The sequence below is a fragment of the Agrobacterium sp. DSM 25558 genome (assembly GCF_900100825.1).
Classification (GTDB): Bacteria; Pseudomonadota; Alphaproteobacteria; order Rhizobiales; family Rhizobiaceae; genus Agrobacterium.
This window is the reverse complement of record NZ_FMUD01000008.1, coordinates 68,837-83,662: the sequence shown is the minus strand read 5'-3', so window position 1 is coordinate 83,662 and position 14,826 is coordinate 68,837. Positions and strand designations below refer to the sequence as shown.

The following is a 14,826-nucleotide window of genomic DNA, read 5'->3' as shown; positions in this document are numbered from 1 at the left end:
GAGAAATACGGTGCCACGGGTCTTAAAGGCGGACCGACATGCCGCCATCCACAGTCAGTACGTGGCCATTGACGAAAGATGCCGCCTCGCTGGCCAGAAACAGGGCCGCACCAGCGATTTCATCCGGTTTTCCCCAGCGCTCCAGGGGTACGCGCAGCTTGGCGAAAGCCAGCATATCCGGGTCTTCTGCAAGCGCCGCATTGGTTTCCGTTGCGAACATGCCGGGTGCGATGGCATTGCTGGTGATGCCGCGCGCGCCATATTCCACAGCGATGCTGCGCATCATTCCGGTCAGGCCCTGCTTGGCAACCGGGTAGATCGCATCGCCGGGCTTCACCACATGGCCGAGGATTGAGGTGATCGTAATGATACGCCCGTAGCCGTTTGCGTTCATGGCTTCTGCTGCATCACGCGACAGGCAAATGGAGGATGTGAGGTCGGTGCGGATAAGATCCAGCACGTCATTGTCCTGGAAGTCACAGAGCGGACGACGGTCCCGTGCTCCAACATTGTTGACAAGAATATCGAGGTGCCCGGCCTCTTTCATGATGTGGCGAACGAGGTCGCTGCCAGCGGCGGTGTCCGCGATATCGAAGGCGGCATAGTCCGCTTTGCCGCCGGCTTCACGAAGGCTGTTGACCGATTTTTCCAGTGTTTCGGCATTGCGCCCGGTCAGCCAGACATGGGCTCCCGCCTCGGTAAAGGCCTTGGCAATTTCAAAGCCGAGGCCGCGCCCGCTGCCGGTGATGATGGCCGTGCGGTGTTCCAGAGAGAATTTTTGGAGAATGCCCATCGCTCACCGTCCCGATTTATTGGTTACGTCAGCGCAGAGAATAGGGCGCGTACGAGGGAGGAAAAGGTCAACTGAGCGACCAGCCGTTCGCAATTGCAAACTCTGGACACAAAAATGGCGTCACCCGGAACGAGCGACGCCATCTTCTGATTTATCAGGCAGCAGCAGACTTTGCGAGTGGCACTTCAGCAATCGTCTGGAGGACGACGGAAGCGATCTGGTATGGGCAGCCCTGGCTGTTCGGACGACGGTCTTCGAGGTAGCCCTTGTAGCCGTTGTTGACGAAGGAATGCGGAACGCGGATCGACGCGCCACGGTCAGCGATGCCGTAGGAGAACTTGTTCCAAGGCGCTGTTTCGTGCTTGCCGGTCAGGCGCAGATGGTTGTCTGGGCCGTAAACGTCGATGTGCTCTTTCCAGTTCTTTTCAAAAGCAGCCATGAGCGCTTCGAAATATTCCTTGCCGCCAACTTCACGCATGAACTTAGTGGAGAAGTTGCAGTGCATGCCAGAACCGTTCCAGTCGGTGTCGCCGAGTGGCTTGCAGTGGAATTCGACGTCGATGCCATACTTTTCGCAGAGGCGAAGAAGCAGGTAACGCGCGATCCAGATCTGGTCGGCCGCGCTCTTGGAGCCCTTGCCGAACACCTGGAATTCCCACTGGCCCTTGGCCACTTCGGCGTTGATGCCTTCGTGGTTGATGCCGGCTTCGAGGCAGAGGTCGAGGTGCTCTTCAACGATTTCGCGAGCGATGGAGCCGACGTTCTTGTAGCCGACGCCTGTGTAATATGGCCCCTGTGGAGCTGGGTAACCCTGCTCAGGGAAGCCGAGCGGACGACCATCTTCGTAGAAGAAGTATTCCTGCTCGAAGCCGAACCATGCGCCTTCGTCATCAAGGATCGTCGCGCGGCTGTTGGATGCGTGCGGCGTAACGCCATCCGGCATCATGACTTCGCACATCACGAGTGCGCCGTTGGTGCGGGCTGGATCTGGGTAGATGGCGACGGGCTTCAGAACGCAATCCGAGCTATGGCCTTCGGCCTGCATCGTGGAGGAGCCATCGAAGCCCCAGAGCGGAAGCTGCTCGAGTGTCGGGAATTCGTCGAATTCCTTGATCTGCGTCTTGCCGCGCAGGTTTGCTACCGGCTTGTAACCATCCAGCCAGATGTACTCGAGTTTGAACTTAGTCATTACGAACCTCTCATAGGTTAAGATGCGAAGCCTTGATATCCTTCTGCGGGTAAAACCGTTTTCTCAACCGTTCCCGCTTTCAAGTGCTGCCCTTACAGAAGCATGCGCCGTGCCAGTTTCGCTGTTGAGATAAGGTCATCTTCATTTTTCTGGCACAAAGTGATTCTCGAGGGCAAAAATTCGGTGAAACGCCCAACGTCACAAATTTGGAAAATCGTGCAATTTCCGATGCTTTCGCAGGGGCAGGCGCTATTTTTGGTCAAAAATGATGCCGTTTTGGCGTGTGAGCTCAAATTTCCCGCAAAAAATTCTCAGTTTGAGTCGATATCTGCATAAAGACTGTTCTTTAGATCAAACTGATTATGTGCCGCCTAATTTTTAGGCTTATTGATATTTTTTTAATCAGCTGGGGTGCTTTTCAGCTTTTTTGAGAGTATATTCCAGGTGAAGCAACAATGCCGGGTATTCAACGAAAGAGTGAATGTCATGAGAAGCGAACCGCATATGGAGAGCGCAACCATCTACCAGTTTCCCGTTGGCGGCCGTTCAGGCTTTAAGGGACTGCGCAACGATGTTATTTTGAACGGTCCCTCGGTCACAGCGCCGAAGACGCATATCGACTTCGATAGCTGGTATCATCAAGAAGCGATTCTCGAAAATTCTGATACCGACAAGCCGCACAATTGAGCGCTTGATCTCCAGCATGTCTCGGCGCAATCCGATGCGCGCCGGGAGGAATGGGCGAGCGTTCCGGTTTCGCCACCCCACCTACGTCAATTGACGTATACGGTTTTGCAGATGCGAGACCGATAGTCCCCTCCAGCAGCGGTAAAATAACCGCTGAGCCCAAAGAGGCTGAACAGGAGAGGGGTCCTTCCGATGACTTTCAAGAAGATGCTGACCGGCGCTTTGCTCGGTGCCATTTTATCCACCACCGCATTCCACGGCGCTTTTGCCGCTGACGATACGATCAAGATCGGCGTGCTGCACTCGCTGTCCGGCACGATGGCGATTTCCGAGACAACGCTGAAAGACGCCATGTTGATGCTCATCGATGAGCAGAACAAGAAGGGCGGCGTTCTCGGCAAGAAGCTCGAAGCCGTCGTGGTCGATCCGGCCTCCGACTGGCCGCTGTTTGCTGAAAAAGCCCGTCAGCTGATTAGCCAAGATAAGGTCGCGGCCGTTTTCGGTTGCTGGACATCGTCTTCGCGCAAGTCCGTTCTGCCAGTTTTCGAAGAGCTGAATTCCATCCTCTTCTACCCCGTGCAGTATGAGGGTGAAGAATCCTCCCGCAACATTTTCTACACCGGTGCTGCTCCCAACCAGCAGGCTATTCCAGCGGTGGATTACCTCGCCAGCACCGAAGGCGTCGAGCGCTGGGTTCTGGCCGGCACGGACTATGTCTACCCACAGACGACCAACAAAATCCTCAAGGCCTATCTGGAATCCAAGGGCGTGAAGCCTGAAGACATCATGGTCAACTATACGCCGTTCGGTCACTCCGATTGGCAGACCATCGTCTCCGACATCAAGAAATTCGGCTCTGCCGGCAAGAAGACCGCCGTCGTTTCCACCATCAATGGTGATGCCAACGTTCCCTTCTACAAGGAACTGGCAAACCAGGGCGTGAAGGCTGAAGACATCCCGGTCGTTGCCTTCTCGGTTGGTGAAGAAGAACTCGCCGGTCTCGATACCGGCCCACTGGTCGGTCACCTTGCCGCCTGGAACTACTTCCAGTCCGTCGATAGCCCTGTGAATGCCGAGTTCATCAAGGAATGGCATGCCTTTACGAAGAACGACAAGCGCGTGACCAACGACCCGATGGAGGCCGCCTATATCGGCTTCAATGCATGGGTTAAGGCTGTCGAGGCCGCAGGCACGACGGACACCGACAAGGTGCTGGACTCGATCATCGGCGTCTCTGTTCCGAACCTCTCCGGCGGTTACGCCACCGTCATGCCGAACCACCACATCACCAAGCCAGTGCTGATCGGTGAGATCCAGTCGGACGGCCAGTTCGAAATCGTGCAGCAGACCGCTCAGGTCGTGGGCGACGAATGGTCGGATTATTTGCCGGACTCGAAAGACCTGATCTCGGATTGGCGCAAGCCGATGTCTTGCGGCAACTTCAATGTCGCTACGGGTAAGTGCGGCGGTAAGGGGATGTAATCCTGAGGAGGTTTGAGGCGCACCTTTAAGGAGCGCCTCTTCCCACTCCAACGTCATCCTCGGGCTTGACCCGAGGGTCTGCTGCCGCCGCTCCGCGCTCGTCATTGGCGAGAGAGTGCAGTCAACGTGGTTAGATCCTCGGGTCAAGCCCGAGGATGACGTCGAGAGGGTGGATCGCTTGGAGGTAACATATCGCCTTCAACTCTGGCTCGCCGCTCACGTCTTTCCGATCTCCCTCCTTGCCCGGTAGGGCAGAGGGGGTAAGCCACACCCACAACGCTCAAACACCCGCACTGAAGCATTGTTGCAATGAGGAGCTGACATGACGATCCGATTTCTTCTTCGAGCCATGTTCCTATGGCTGACGCTGGGGATCGCCGCTCCGTCCTTTGCCCAGCAGAGTGACCCCAAAGCGCTGATCGATGCGCTAGGTACCGCAGATTTCAAACAGGCTGAAACGCTCACCGGGCAGATTGCCGCAACCGGAGACCCGCGTGTGGTGCCCGCGCTGGAAGCTTATGCCGAGGGTGATCTCTACGTCCGCAAGGCCGACAATCTGGTTTTCATGGCCAAAGCCGCTGGGGCCAATTTCACGCTGATCGATCCGTTGACGGGTGCCAGTGCTGGCGAGGTGCCAAAGGCTGCCGTGACCAAGATCAGGGTCAACAACAACCTTCGCCGTGTCATTCGCGCAGCCCTTGGTGGCTTGACGCTGCTCAGCCCTGATAAATCCGTTCGCCTTTCTGCCGCCGATGCCGTTTTGAAAGCGCCGAGTGCCGAAAACCTGCAATTGCTGGAGGCGGCGCTTGCCAAGGAAACGGACGCGCAGGTGCGCACCCGCATGGAAGAAGCGCGTGCCGTATCGCTGCTGGCCTCCGATCGCTCCATCGACGAAAAGCGCGCTGCCATCGAGACCATCAAAAGCCTGGGTGGGCGTGGTGCCATCAGCATTCTGATGGCGGCTGCGCCTGTTACCGATGACAGCCTGAAACCCGATGTCGATGCCGCGATTTCCCATATTGAAAGCACTTTGGCGCTTTGGGATGCCGCGCAGAACATCTGGTATGGCCTGTCGCTCGGTTCCGTGCTGCTGCTTGCGGCCATCGGCCTTGCCATCACCTTTGGCGTGATGGGCATCATCAACATGGCGCATGGCGAGATGGTGATGATTGGGGCTTACTCCACCTTCATGGTGCAGGAGGTGATCCGCAACAATTACCCTGTGATGTTCGACTGGTCGCTGACCATTGCGCTGCCGGTGGCGTTTCTGGTCACGGGTGCCGTGGGTCTGGTGATGGAACGCGGGGTGATCCGCTTTCTCTATGGCCGTCCGCTGGAAACACTGTTGGCAACATGGGGCATCTCGCTGATGTTGCAGCAGGGAGTTCGCTCCATCTTCGGCCCGACCAACCGTGAGGTTGGCAATCCAAGCTGGATGTCCGGTTCGTTCAGCGTCGGTTACCTGAACTTCACCTGGAACCGTGTCTGGATCGTCTGTTTCTCGCTGTCGGTATTCTTTGCGCTGCTGCTCCTGCTCAAGCGCTCATCATTCGGGCTACAAATGCGTGCCGTAACGCAGAATCGCCGCATGGCGTCATCCATGGGTATTCGCACGCCGTGGGTGGATGCCTTCACCTTCGCACTAGGCTCCGGCGTTGCCGGGCTGGCGGGTGTGGCGCTATCGCAGATCGACAATGTCTCGCCCAATCTCGGCCAGTCCTACATCATCGATAGCTTCATGGTCGTGGTGTTCGGCGGTGTCGGCAATCTCTGGGGCACGTTTGTCGGTGCACTGACACTCGGCGTGCTCAACAAGTTCCTTGAGCCGACAGTCGGCGCGGTTCTCGGCAAAATTCTCGTCCTCGTCCTCATCATCCTGTTCATCCAGAAGCGGCCCCGTGGTCTCTTCGCACTCAAGGGAAGGGCGATCGAAGCATGATTACCGGCTTCCTCCTGCGCGCGCTCGACCGCCGCATCTCCATCGCCATCGGCATCATTCTGGCCATCGCACTGCTCGTGCCAGCGTCCAATTTGCTCTTGCCCGCAGACAGCGCTTTCCGCATTCCGACCTACATCATGTCCATGCTGGGCAAGTATCTGTCCTATGCCATTCTGGCGCTGGCGCTTGATCTGGTGTGGGGCTATTGCGGCATTCTCTCGCTTGGTCACGCTGCCTTCTTCGCGCTCGGCGGTTATGCCATGGGCATGTATCTGATGCGGCAGATCGGTACGCGCGGTACCTATGGCCACCCCATTCTGCCTGACTTCATGGTGTTTCTGAACTGGAAGGAACTGCCGTGGTTCTGGCATGGCTTCGACATGTTCTGGTTTGCCATGCTGATGGTGCTTGTCGTGCCGGGGCTTTTGGCCTTCGTGTTTGGTTGGCTCGCTTTTCGCTCCCGCGTCAACGGCGTCTATCTTTCCATCATCACACAAGCCATGACCTATGCGCTTCTGCTGGCATTCTTCCGTAATGATATGGGTTTCGGCGGCAATAACGGCCTGACGGATTTCAAGGACATCATCGGATTTTCCGTTCAGGCGGATGGCACACGCGCAGTTCTGTTTGCCATGACAGCCATCATGCTGGCTGTATGCCTGCTGATTGCCTCCGGCATCGTCAATTCCAAATTCGGCAAGGTGCTGGTGGGTGTGCGGGATGCCGAAAGCCGCGTGCGCTTCCTGGGTTTCCGGGTGGAGAACATCAAGCTCTTCACCTTCGTCGTCTCGGCCATGATGGCAGGCATTGCTGGCGCATTGTTCGTACCGCAGGTGGGCATCATCAACCCCGGTGAGTTCTCGCCTGCCAACTCCATCGAAGTCGTGGTGTGGACGGCAGTCGGCGGGCGCGGAACTTTGATCGGGCCGATCCTCGGCGCTGTCCTGGTCAATGGCGGGAAGAGCTATTTCACCGGCGCGTTTCCCGAGTTCTGGCTGTTTGCGCTGGGCGGGCTGTTCATTGCGGTGACGCTCTTTTTTCCCAAGGGCATTGTCGGCACTGTTCAGCACCATCTGGCAGGACGGCGTGAAAAGCGGCAGGTGGCGTCTGCTGACGCTGCCAAGACGGCGCAACAGGCAGCGGAGTAACGGATATGAACACGGTTTCTGAAAACAGAACGAAAAGCCTGCTCTATTTGGACGGCGTGTCTGTCTCCTTCGATGGTTTCAAAGCGCTCAACTCGCTGTCCTTTGTGGTCGAGCCCGGGGAGCTTCGCGCCATCATCGGCCCCAATGGTGCTGGCAAGACGACGATGATGGACATCATCACCGGCAAGACGCGACCCAACAGCGGCACGGTGCTGTTTGAAGACAGCATCGATCTGACGAAGAAAGACGAGGCGGATATCGCCCAGCTCGGCATCGGCCGGAAATTCCAGAAGCCGACGGTGTTTGAGAGCCACACCGTGTGGGACAATCTGGAACTGGCGCTAAACCGGAAGCGAGGGGTCTTCGCCACGCTGTTCTATACACTGACGAAAGACGATAAAGCGCGCATTGAGGAAATACTCACAACCGTACGCCTCGGTCATCGCCGCGATGCACTCGCGGCCAATCTTTCGCATGGGCAAAAGCAATGGCTTGAGATCGGCATGCTGCTGGCGCAGGAGCCAAAGCTGCTGCTGGTCGATGAGCCGGTCGCGGGCATGACGGATGCTGAGACGGCAGAAACGGCTGTGTTGTTGAAAGAGATAGCCAAGACCCGCTCGGTCGTGGTGGTGGAGCACGACATGGGCTTCATCCGCGATCTCGGTGTTAAGGTCACATGTCTTGCGGAGGGCTCGGTGCTGGCAGAAGGGTCGATTGATTTTGTGTCGAACGACCCAAAGGTCATCGAGAATTATCTGGGGCGGTGATGGTGAGGTTTGCGCGCGTGACACCCCCCTCTGCCCTGCCGGGCATCTCCCCCACAGGTGGGGAGATCGGCAAGATGATGGCGCGACATATTATCTACGACGTTCAAGATGGCCGAGAGGCTGCCACTTGCCAATCTCCCCACCTGTGGGGGAGATGCCCGGCAGGGCAGAGGGGGGTGAGCCACACCCAAAAAACCATAATGGGAGCGACATCATGCTAAGCGTCGACAACATCAATCTTCACTATGGCGCAGCGCAGGCTTTGCGCGGCATTTCGTTGAACGCGGAAATGGGCAAGATCACCTGTGTGCTGGGTCGCAACGGTGTCGGTAAAAGCTCTCTGTTGCGGGCCGTGACCGGTCAGCACGCGACAAGTGGTGGAACGATCAGCTTTGGCGGCGAAAGTCTCAATGGGCTTGCGCCTTACCAACGCGCAAAGCGTGGTGTGGGCTATGTGCCGCAGGGGCGGGAAATCTTTCCGCTTTTGACCGTGCATGAAAACCTGCAATCGGGCTATGCGCCGCTGCCGCGCAAGGAACGTTTCATTCCCGATGATATCTTCAGCCTGTTTCCCGTGCTGCAATCCATGTTGTCGCGAAGAGGCGGGGATCTATCCGGCGGGCAACAGCAACAGCTGGCTATTGGCCGTGCACTGGTCACGCGCCCCAAAATTCTCGTTCTGGACGAGCCGACGGAGGGCATTCAACCTTCGATTATCAAGGATATCGGCCGGGCGATCAAATATCTGCGGGATTCGACGGGCATGGCGATCCTGCTGGTCGAACAATATCTTGATTTCTGCCGAGAACTTGCAGACTATGTCTACATCATGGATCGCGGTGAGATCGTTCACCAAGGTTTGGCCGAAACGCTGGATACGCCGGAGGCACGACGGCACCTGACGGTGTAAAATGCGGCGCTTTCGCGATCACGAACAGATAAAATCCAAACAATATTGTGACCGCTATTGCATCCTTGCATAGCATTCATGCGCAGTTTAAGCGTTTCCTTGAGTATAGAGTTGTGTTATTTCCGCAAAAAAAATGCAGCGTGCGAGACACAGTGGTCCAACATACGCATGCCGCGCTCCGTCAAACCCTTACATTCCACGCATTTTCCGGCATAGTGTCGGGAACCTGTGCCAATAAAGGCGTGCTGATGACATCAACGACTGCTTCCAGCCGGTTCGTCCGGGCTACCCGCCCGCTCCGCGTTTTTTTCGCGAGCTTTGCTATTCTTACAAGCATGAGTGCAGCCGCGCTGGCATCAACCTGCGGGCAGACAACGGAACCGGGCCGTCACGCGTTTTCGCTGACGTCTGAAGGTTCACAACGCACCGGCGTTTATTTTGTTCCGTCTTCTTATGATGGACAGAAGAAATTGCCTGTCGTCTTTGATTTTCATGGCAGCAACAGCAATCCCAACGGACAGATGGACCGCAGTGGCTGGGACAAACTGGCGGAACGTCAGGGCGTTCTGGTGGTTGCTCTGCAAGGCAGTCTCGATGGTGATCTTCCCGGCACCCATGCCTGGAACGTGCCGGGCGTGACCACGCGCAAGGGCGGGCTCGATGAGCCCGGCTTTATTCGCGATGCCATCACCATGGTAAAATCCAAATTCTGCGTTGATGAAGAGCGCTTTTTCGGCTCCGGTTATTCCGGCGGCGGGCGCATGCTGTCGCAGTTCATTTGCAGCGGCAACCGAGACTTTACGGCTGCCGGTTTCGTAGCCTCGCTGCGCGCAGGCTATCCCGTTGAAAATTCTGGCAAGTGGGTACCTGATACGGCAAGCTGCGCACCGGCAAAGCCCATGTCGATCATTGCTTTCGCAGGCTTGAAGGATCCGGCCAACCCCTATCAGGGCGGTGGTAAGGCCTATTGGCAGTATAGCGGCGAAACGGCGTTGAAGCGCTGGGCCGAAATGGATGGTTGCAAGGGCGGTGCGAAGAGCAAGGCAACCGACAGCTTCACCTTCAATTCCTACGATGTGTGCAAGAGCGGCGCGCGTATCCACTCCTACGTCATCGATGCCTGGGACCACGCCTGGCCACGCGCCACGATGAAGGCCGAGGTCATCGCCTCTGCCGCCGCTGTCATGCGCAAACCCGCCAGCGATGTTGCTGGCAAGGTTCAGCCTGCCGTCGATCGCAAAACGTCCACAGGTGATACGGTACGCCAGATTGATGCGGCCGAGAGAATGTGGGATTTCTTCCAGAATACGGAAGGGCAGATGGTTGTCGATGCAACGTCAAAGGCAGATTGCTCTGTGAAAGCGGTTTCCGCATCCGCGAATGCATCGGAGACGACGTGCAGCCAGACCAGCAAAGTATCCAGCAACCCCGTCCGCAACGTGCCCGTGGCCGAGGACGCATTGTAACAAAAGCGCTGAATGGGCGCAGCCGTCTGGACGAGTTGTTTCAGGAAGGCTGCGCCAAGATCAGACTGCCCGATACATTTTCCAATGAAATGGAAGCGATCCTCATCAATTCCTCCGGTGGATTGACCGGAGGCGATGAGCTGGAGTGGCAGGCGGTTGCCGGTGCTGGCACGTCGCTGGTGGTCACCACGCAGGCCTGCGAAAAAGTTTATAAGGCAGCAGCCGGCACGGCGACCGTTACCGCCCGCGTTTCGGCTGGCCCCGGCGCGAAACTGCATTGGCTCCCCCAGGAAACCATTCTCTTTGACCGTGCTTCCCTGACCCGCAGGCTGGAGGCGGATATAGATGCCTCCGCAGAGTTCATTGCCGTCGAAGCCGTCCTCCTCGGACGCCAGGCGATGGGTGAGGCGATGAAGGAGGGCCTGTTTCGGGATCGATGGCGCATTCGCCATGGCGGCAAGCTCATCCATGCCGAAGAGCTTCGTCTTGATGGGGATATCGCTGATCTGACGAAAGCAGCCTCTGTTCTCTCGGGTCAGGTGGCTTTTGCGACCCTCCTCTATATCGGTCCTTTAGCTGAGGCCCTTCTTCCTAAACTTCGAGACATTCTTTGTGCTGCTGGCGGCGCCAGTGAATGGCAGGGAAAACTAGTGGTTCGAGTTTCCGCATCAGATGGCTTCACATTGAGAAAAATGCTGTTTCCCATCATTTCGCTCTTGCGAAATGGCGCGCCAGTGCCGAAAGTCTGGAATCTCTGACGCACGAACTGAATTGGTGTTCGAGCGTCCTTTATGTGTTCTGAAGAATGCATGGCGCTCTAGAAACGGGACGACGATGAACCTCACCCCCCGAGAAAAAGACAAGCTTCTGATTTCCATGGCCGCGATGGTGGCCCGCCGCCGTCTGGAGCGCGGCGTCAAGCTCAATTACCCCGAGGCGATTGCCCTGATTTCCGACTTTGTGGTGGAAGGCGCGCGCGATGGCCGTGCCGTGTCGGAACTGATGGAGGCGGGTGCGCATGTCATCACCCGGGATCAGGTCATGGAAGGCATTGCCGAGATGATCCATGACGTGCAGGTTGAAGCGACGTTTCCCGATGGCACAAAGCTGGTGACCGTTCACCAACCCATTCGCTGAGGAGGATGCAATGGCCCTAGACCTTCGCCCAAACTGCGAATGCTGTGACCGGGATTTGCCGCCGGATAGCCTCGATGCGATGATGTGCTCGTTTGAATGCACCTATTGCCGTGACTGCGCCACATCCGTGCTGAGCGGCACATGCCCCAATTGCGGCGGTGAGCTGGTGCGGCGTCCGGTGCGTCCGGCTGCGAAGCTGGTGAACAATCCGGCATCGACCAAACGGGTTTTGAAAGCTGAAGGCTGCGCACCCGTCAAAGCGGCGTGACGATAAAGGACAAGATCATGATTCCAGGGGAAGTCATTGCGGCAGAGGGTGAGATCGAGCTTAATGCGGGTCAGCCCACCATAACGATCGAAGTTGCCAATACCGGCGACAGGCCGGTGCAGGTCGGCAGCCATTATCACTTTGCGGAAACCAATGCTGCTCTGGATTTCGAGCGGGACAAGGCGCACGGTATGCGCCTGGACATTCCCGCCGGAACTGCGGTTCGCTTCGAGCCTGGCCAGAAGCGCGAGGTGACATTGGTGCCGCTTTCCGGAAAACGGGAAGTCTATGGTTTTCGTAAACTCGTCATGGGGAGGCTGTGACAATGGCTACGCAACATTATCATGGAAGTTGCCAATGCGGTGCGGTGAGCTTTGAAGTCGATGCCGATCTGGACAAGACGGTGACGTGCAATTGTTCTCGCTGCAAACGTCTTGGCTCGGTGCTGACTTTTGCGCCGAAGGACAAGTTCACGTTGCTGTCCGGCGACGATCACCTGAAAGAATATCTCTTCAACAAAAAGCAGATTCACCACCTCTTCTGCGGCGATTGCGGCATCGAAAGCTTTGCTTACGCCACCGCGCCGGATGGCAGTGAGGTCGTCGCGGTCAATGCCAATTGTCTCGATGGTGTTGAACCACGCGCGCTGAAATCGCATGCCCATGACGGTGCGGCCGCATGATCTCTGGTATCAAGATGCTCCGCTTCTCATGCGGCCTTGCGCTGCTTTGCGGGGCGTTGTCATCAGTCATATTTGTCGATGACGCCCGCGCGCAGGACACGCCGAATTGTGCCGAACCAACGACGCAGAGCGATATGAACAGCTGCGCGGCTCTCGATTATGAGAAGGCCGACAAGGATCTGAACAAGGCCTATCAGCAGGTTCGCAAGAAGATGGGTGATTGGGACAAGAGCGCTGATGACGACAGCAAGGGTGCGGTTGAAGCACTGGTTGCTGCCCAGCGCGCCTGGGTGGAGTTTCGTGATGCCAATTGCGAAGCGTCTGGTTTTCAGGCCCGCGGCGGATCGATGGAGCCGATGCTCGTTTCCTCCTGCCTTGCCGATATGAGCACAAAACGCGCCGAAGAACTACGCGAGCTTTCGGAAGGTTTCTGATGGTGGTCAGCGTCGCACATCTATCCCGATCAGAAGCCAATGGCGGCGTTGCCGGCATCTTTAGTCTATCGCTTTTCTCCGCCTTCCAAGGAGCCTGATTTCCATGCCTTACAAGATTTCCCGCGCCTCCTATGCCAGCATGTTTGGCCCGACAGTTGGTGACAAGGTACGGCTTGCCGATACCGAGCTGTTCATCGAGATCGAAAAGGACTTCACCATTTATGGTGAAGAGGTCAAATTCGGCGGCGGCAAGGTCATTCGTGATGGCATGGGGCAAAGCCAGGCGACGCGGGCACAGGGCGCTGTCGATACCGTCATCACCAATGTCGTTGTTGTCGACCACAGCGGTGTCTATAAGGCGGATGTCGGCTTGAAGGACGGGCGCATTTTCGCCATCGGCAAAGCGGGCAATCCCGATACGCAGCCGGGCGTCACCATTATCGTCGGCCCCTCGACGGAGGCGATTGCCGGTGAGGGCAAGATTCTCACCGCTGGCGGCATGGATGCGCATATCCACTTCATCTGCCCACAGCAGATCGAGGAAGCCTTGATGAGCGGCGTCACCACCATGCTGGGCGGCGGCTCCGGTCCCGCGCATGGAACGCTGGCGACGACTTGTACCGGCGCATGGCACATCGAGCGCATGATCGAAAGCTTCGATGCGTTTCCGATGAACCTTGCGCTTGCGGGCAAGGGCAACGCTTCGCTGCCAGCACCGCTGGAAGAGATGATCCTGGCTGGCGCCTCCTCGCTGAAGCTGCATGAGGACTGGGGAACGACGCCTGCTGCCATCGACAACTGCCTGACAGTTGCCGATCAGTTCGATGTGCAGGTGATGATCCACACAGATACGCTGAACGAAAGCGGCTTCGTGGAAGACACCGTTGCGGCCATCAACGGGCGCACGATCCATGCCTTCCATACCGAAGGGGCAGGCGGTGGGCATGCGCCTGACATCATCAAGATTTGCGGCAACCCCAACGTCATTCCGTCGTCCACGAACCCGACGCGTCCTTACACCATCAATACGTTGGCAGAGCACCTGGACATGTTGATGGTCTGCCACCACCTGTCGCCGTCCATCCCTGAGGATATTGCCTTTGCGGAAAGCCGCATTCGCAAGGAAACCATTGCGGCCGAAGATATTCTGCATGATCTGGGTGCGTTTTCGATCATTTCATCGGACAGCCAGGCTATGGGGCGTGTCGGCGAAGTGGCGATCCGCACATGGCAGACGGCTGACAAGATGAAACGCCAGCGTGGCCGCCTGAAGGAAGAGACGGGCGAGAACGACAATTTCCGCGTTCGCCGCTACATCGCCAAATACACCATCAACCCAGCTATTGCGCATGGCATCAGTCACGAAATCGGCTCTGTTGAGGTTGGCAAGCGCGCGGATCTTGTGCTTTGGAACCCTGCCTTTTTCGGCGTAAAACCGGAGATGGTGTTGTTGGGCGGCTCTATTGCGGCGGCACCTATGGGTGACCCGAACGCGTCGATCCCCACCCCGCAGCCGATGCATTACCGTCCGATGTTTGCCGCCCATGGCAAGCTGCTGACCAACTCCTCCGTGACTTTCGTGTCGCAGGCGTCGCTTGATGGTGGCATTGTGCAGCGGCTGGGTGTTGCCAAGAAATTGCTGGCGGTGCGCAACGTTCGCGGCGGTATTTCAAAGGCATCCATGATCCACAACTCCTTGACGCCACATATCGAGGTAGACCCCGAAACATACGAAGTGCGCGCGGACGGGGAGCTTTTGACCTGTGAACCGGCGACGGTTTTGCCGATGGCACAACGCTACTTCCTGTTCTAACGGTTGATCTGACGAACGAGTGTTTCCTCCTGTGCATGACTGCCCTGCACGCGCAGGTTTTTGCTGCACTGCAAACGTTTTTGCGGTATCGCAAAGTCAGTTTTAGAAGTG

The 14,826-nt window shown here is 57.2% G+C and carries 16 protein-coding genes; 14 read left to right on the top strand and 2 right to left on the bottom strand.

Annotated elements, in window-relative coordinates; genetic code table 11:
• Window positions 1-22: 22 nt before the first annotated feature.
• Both DSM25558_RS09250 and DSM25558_RS09245 read right to left on the bottom strand, forming a co-directional pair.
• Window positions 23-793, bottom strand: a complete 771-nt coding sequence (locus DSM25558_RS09250) for an SDR family oxidoreductase (RefSeq protein ID WP_077104021.1) — start codon at window positions 791-793, stop codon at window positions 23-25.
• A gap of 154 nt (window positions 794-947) precedes the next feature.
• Window positions 948-1,982, bottom strand: a complete 1,035-nt coding sequence (locus DSM25558_RS09245; protein ID WP_067644538.1) for a glutamine synthetase beta-grasp domain-containing protein — start codon at window positions 1,980-1,982, stop codon at window positions 948-950.
• 486 nt (window positions 1,983-2,468) lie between these two features.
• On the opposite strand from DSM25558_RS09245, the gene DSM25558_RS09240 reads away from it, so the two are divergent.
• The 14 genes from DSM25558_RS09240 (at window position 2,469) to ureC (ending at window position 14,715) form a co-directional block, all read left to right on the top strand.
• The gene (locus DSM25558_RS09240) at window positions 2,469-2,669 is read left to right on the top strand and encodes a DUF2735 domain-containing protein (protein WP_077104019.1); all 201 of its coding nucleotides are present in this window, start codon (window positions 2,469-2,471) and stop codon (window positions 2,667-2,669) included.
• Between the two features lie 192 nt (window positions 2,670-2,861).
• Window positions 2,862-4,151, top strand: coding sequence for an urea ABC transporter substrate-binding protein (gene urtA, locus DSM25558_RS09235; RefSeq protein WP_077104017.1), 1,290 nt, complete (start codon window positions 2,862-2,864; stop codon window positions 4,149-4,151).
• 322 nt (window positions 4,152-4,473) lie between these two features.
• Window positions 4,474-6,090 carry an urea ABC transporter permease subunit UrtB gene (gene urtB / locus DSM25558_RS09230; RefSeq protein WP_077104015.1) on the top strand — a complete coding sequence of 539 codons (1,617 nt, stop codon included), beginning with the start codon at window positions 4,474-4,476 and terminating at the stop codon, window positions 6,088-6,090.
• Window positions 6,087-7,238 carry an urea ABC transporter permease subunit UrtC gene (gene urtC, locus DSM25558_RS09225; RefSeq protein ID WP_077104014.1) on the top strand — a complete coding sequence of 384 codons (1,152 nt, stop codon included), beginning with the start codon at window positions 6,087-6,089 and terminating at the stop codon, window positions 7,236-7,238. The genes urtB and urtC overlap by 4 nt, the downstream gene beginning before the upstream one ends.
• Window positions 7,239-7,243: 5 nt before the next feature.
• Window positions 7,244-8,005, top strand: a complete 762-nt coding sequence (urtD, locus tag DSM25558_RS09220; protein ID WP_077104012.1) for an urea ABC transporter ATP-binding protein UrtD — start codon at window positions 7,244-7,246, stop codon at window positions 8,003-8,005.
• Window positions 8,006-8,219: 214 nt separating this feature from the next.
• Complete coding sequence (urtE, locus tag DSM25558_RS09215) at window positions 8,220-8,915, top strand: urea ABC transporter ATP-binding subunit UrtE (protein ID WP_077104010.1); 696 nt, start codon at window positions 8,220-8,222, stop codon at window positions 8,913-8,915.
• 248 nt (window positions 8,916-9,163) lie between these two features.
• Entirely contained in the window at window positions 9,164-10,381 is a 1,218-nt protein-coding gene (locus tag DSM25558_RS09210) for a CE1 family esterase (protein ID WP_371479706.1), read from the top strand.
• On the top strand, window positions 10,312-11,139 hold the full coding sequence (locus DSM25558_RS09205) for an urease accessory protein UreD (protein WP_077104008.1): 828 nt from the start codon (window positions 10,312-10,314) through the stop codon (window positions 11,137-11,139). The genes DSM25558_RS09210 and DSM25558_RS09205 overlap by 70 nt, the downstream gene beginning before the upstream one ends.
• Window positions 11,140-11,215: 76 nt before the next feature.
• Window positions 11,216-11,518 (top strand): urease subunit gamma, encoded by a 303-nt coding sequence (locus DSM25558_RS09200; protein ID WP_077104006.1) that lies wholly within the window; start codon window positions 11,216-11,218, stop codon window positions 11,516-11,518.
• Window positions 11,519-11,528: 10 nt separating this feature from the next.
• Entirely contained in the window at window positions 11,529-11,786 is a 258-nt protein-coding gene (locus DSM25558_RS09195) for a DUF1272 domain-containing protein (RefSeq protein ID WP_077104005.1), read from the top strand.
• A gap of 17 nt (window positions 11,787-11,803) precedes the next feature.
• A complete protein-coding gene (locus DSM25558_RS09190) occupies window positions 11,804-12,109 on the top strand; it encodes an urease subunit beta (RefSeq protein WP_077104196.1) in 306 nt (101 codons plus the stop codon).
• Window positions 12,110-12,111: 2 nt separating this feature from the next.
• Window positions 12,112-12,468, top strand: coding sequence for a GFA family protein (locus DSM25558_RS09185; protein WP_077104003.1), 357 nt, complete (start codon window positions 12,112-12,114; stop codon window positions 12,466-12,468).
• Window positions 12,465-12,902 carry a lysozyme inhibitor LprI family protein gene (locus tag DSM25558_RS09180; protein WP_244554146.1) on the top strand — a complete coding sequence of 146 codons (438 nt, stop codon included), beginning with the start codon at window positions 12,465-12,467 and terminating at the stop codon, window positions 12,900-12,902. The genes DSM25558_RS09185 and DSM25558_RS09180 overlap by 4 nt, the downstream gene beginning before the upstream one ends.
• Before the next feature lie 103 nt (window positions 12,903-13,005).
• Entirely contained in the window at window positions 13,006-14,715 is a 1,710-nt protein-coding gene (gene ureC / locus DSM25558_RS09175) for an urease subunit alpha (protein ID WP_077104001.1), read from the top strand.
• Window positions 14,716-14,826: the final 111 nt, after the last annotated feature.

Excerpts from the sequence above, each read along its gene's own strand:
- DSM25558_RS09250 (WP_077104021.1), bottom strand. The coding sequence starts at position 793 with ATGGGCATTCTCCAAAAATTCTCTCTGGAACACCGCACGGCCATCATC.
- DSM25558_RS09245 (WP_067644538.1), bottom strand. The coding sequence starts at position 1,982 with ATGACTAAGTTCAAACTCGAGTACATCTGGCTGGATGGTTACAAGCCG.
- DSM25558_RS09240 (WP_077104019.1), top strand. The coding sequence starts at position 2,469 with ATGAGAAGCGAACCGCATATGGAGAGCGCAACCATCTACCAGTTTCCC.
- urtA (WP_077104017.1), top strand. The coding sequence starts at position 2,862 with ATGACTTTCAAGAAGATGCTGACCGGCGCTTTGCTCGGTGCCATTTTA.
- urtB (WP_077104015.1), top strand. The coding sequence starts at position 4,474 with ATGACGATCCGATTTCTTCTTCGAGCCATGTTCCTATGGCTGACGCTG.
- urtC (WP_077104014.1), top strand. The coding sequence starts at position 6,087 with ATGATTACCGGCTTCCTCCTGCGCGCGCTCGACCGCCGCATCTCCATC.
- urtD (WP_077104012.1), top strand. The coding sequence starts at position 7,244 with ATGAACACGGTTTCTGAAAACAGAACGAAAAGCCTGCTCTATTTGGAC.
- urtE (WP_077104010.1), top strand. The coding sequence starts at position 8,220 with ATGCTAAGCGTCGACAACATCAATCTTCACTATGGCGCAGCGCAGGCT.
- DSM25558_RS09210 (WP_371479706.1), top strand. The coding sequence starts at position 9,164 with ATGACATCAACGACTGCTTCCAGCCGGTTCGTCCGGGCTACCCGCCCG.
- DSM25558_RS09200 (WP_077104006.1), top strand. The coding sequence starts at position 11,216 with ATGAACCTCACCCCCCGAGAAAAAGACAAGCTTCTGATTTCCATGGCC.
- DSM25558_RS09195 (WP_077104005.1), top strand. The coding sequence starts at position 11,529 with ATGGCCCTAGACCTTCGCCCAAACTGCGAATGCTGTGACCGGGATTTG.
- DSM25558_RS09190 (WP_077104196.1), top strand. The coding sequence starts at position 11,804 with ATGATTCCAGGGGAAGTCATTGCGGCAGAGGGTGAGATCGAGCTTAAT.
- DSM25558_RS09185 (WP_077104003.1), top strand. The coding sequence starts at position 12,112 with ATGGCTACGCAACATTATCATGGAAGTTGCCAATGCGGTGCGGTGAGC.
- DSM25558_RS09180 (WP_244554146.1), top strand. The coding sequence starts at position 12,465 with ATGATCTCTGGTATCAAGATGCTCCGCTTCTCATGCGGCCTTGCGCTG.
- ureC (WP_077104001.1), top strand. The coding sequence starts at position 13,006 with ATGCCTTACAAGATTTCCCGCGCCTCCTATGCCAGCATGTTTGGCCCG.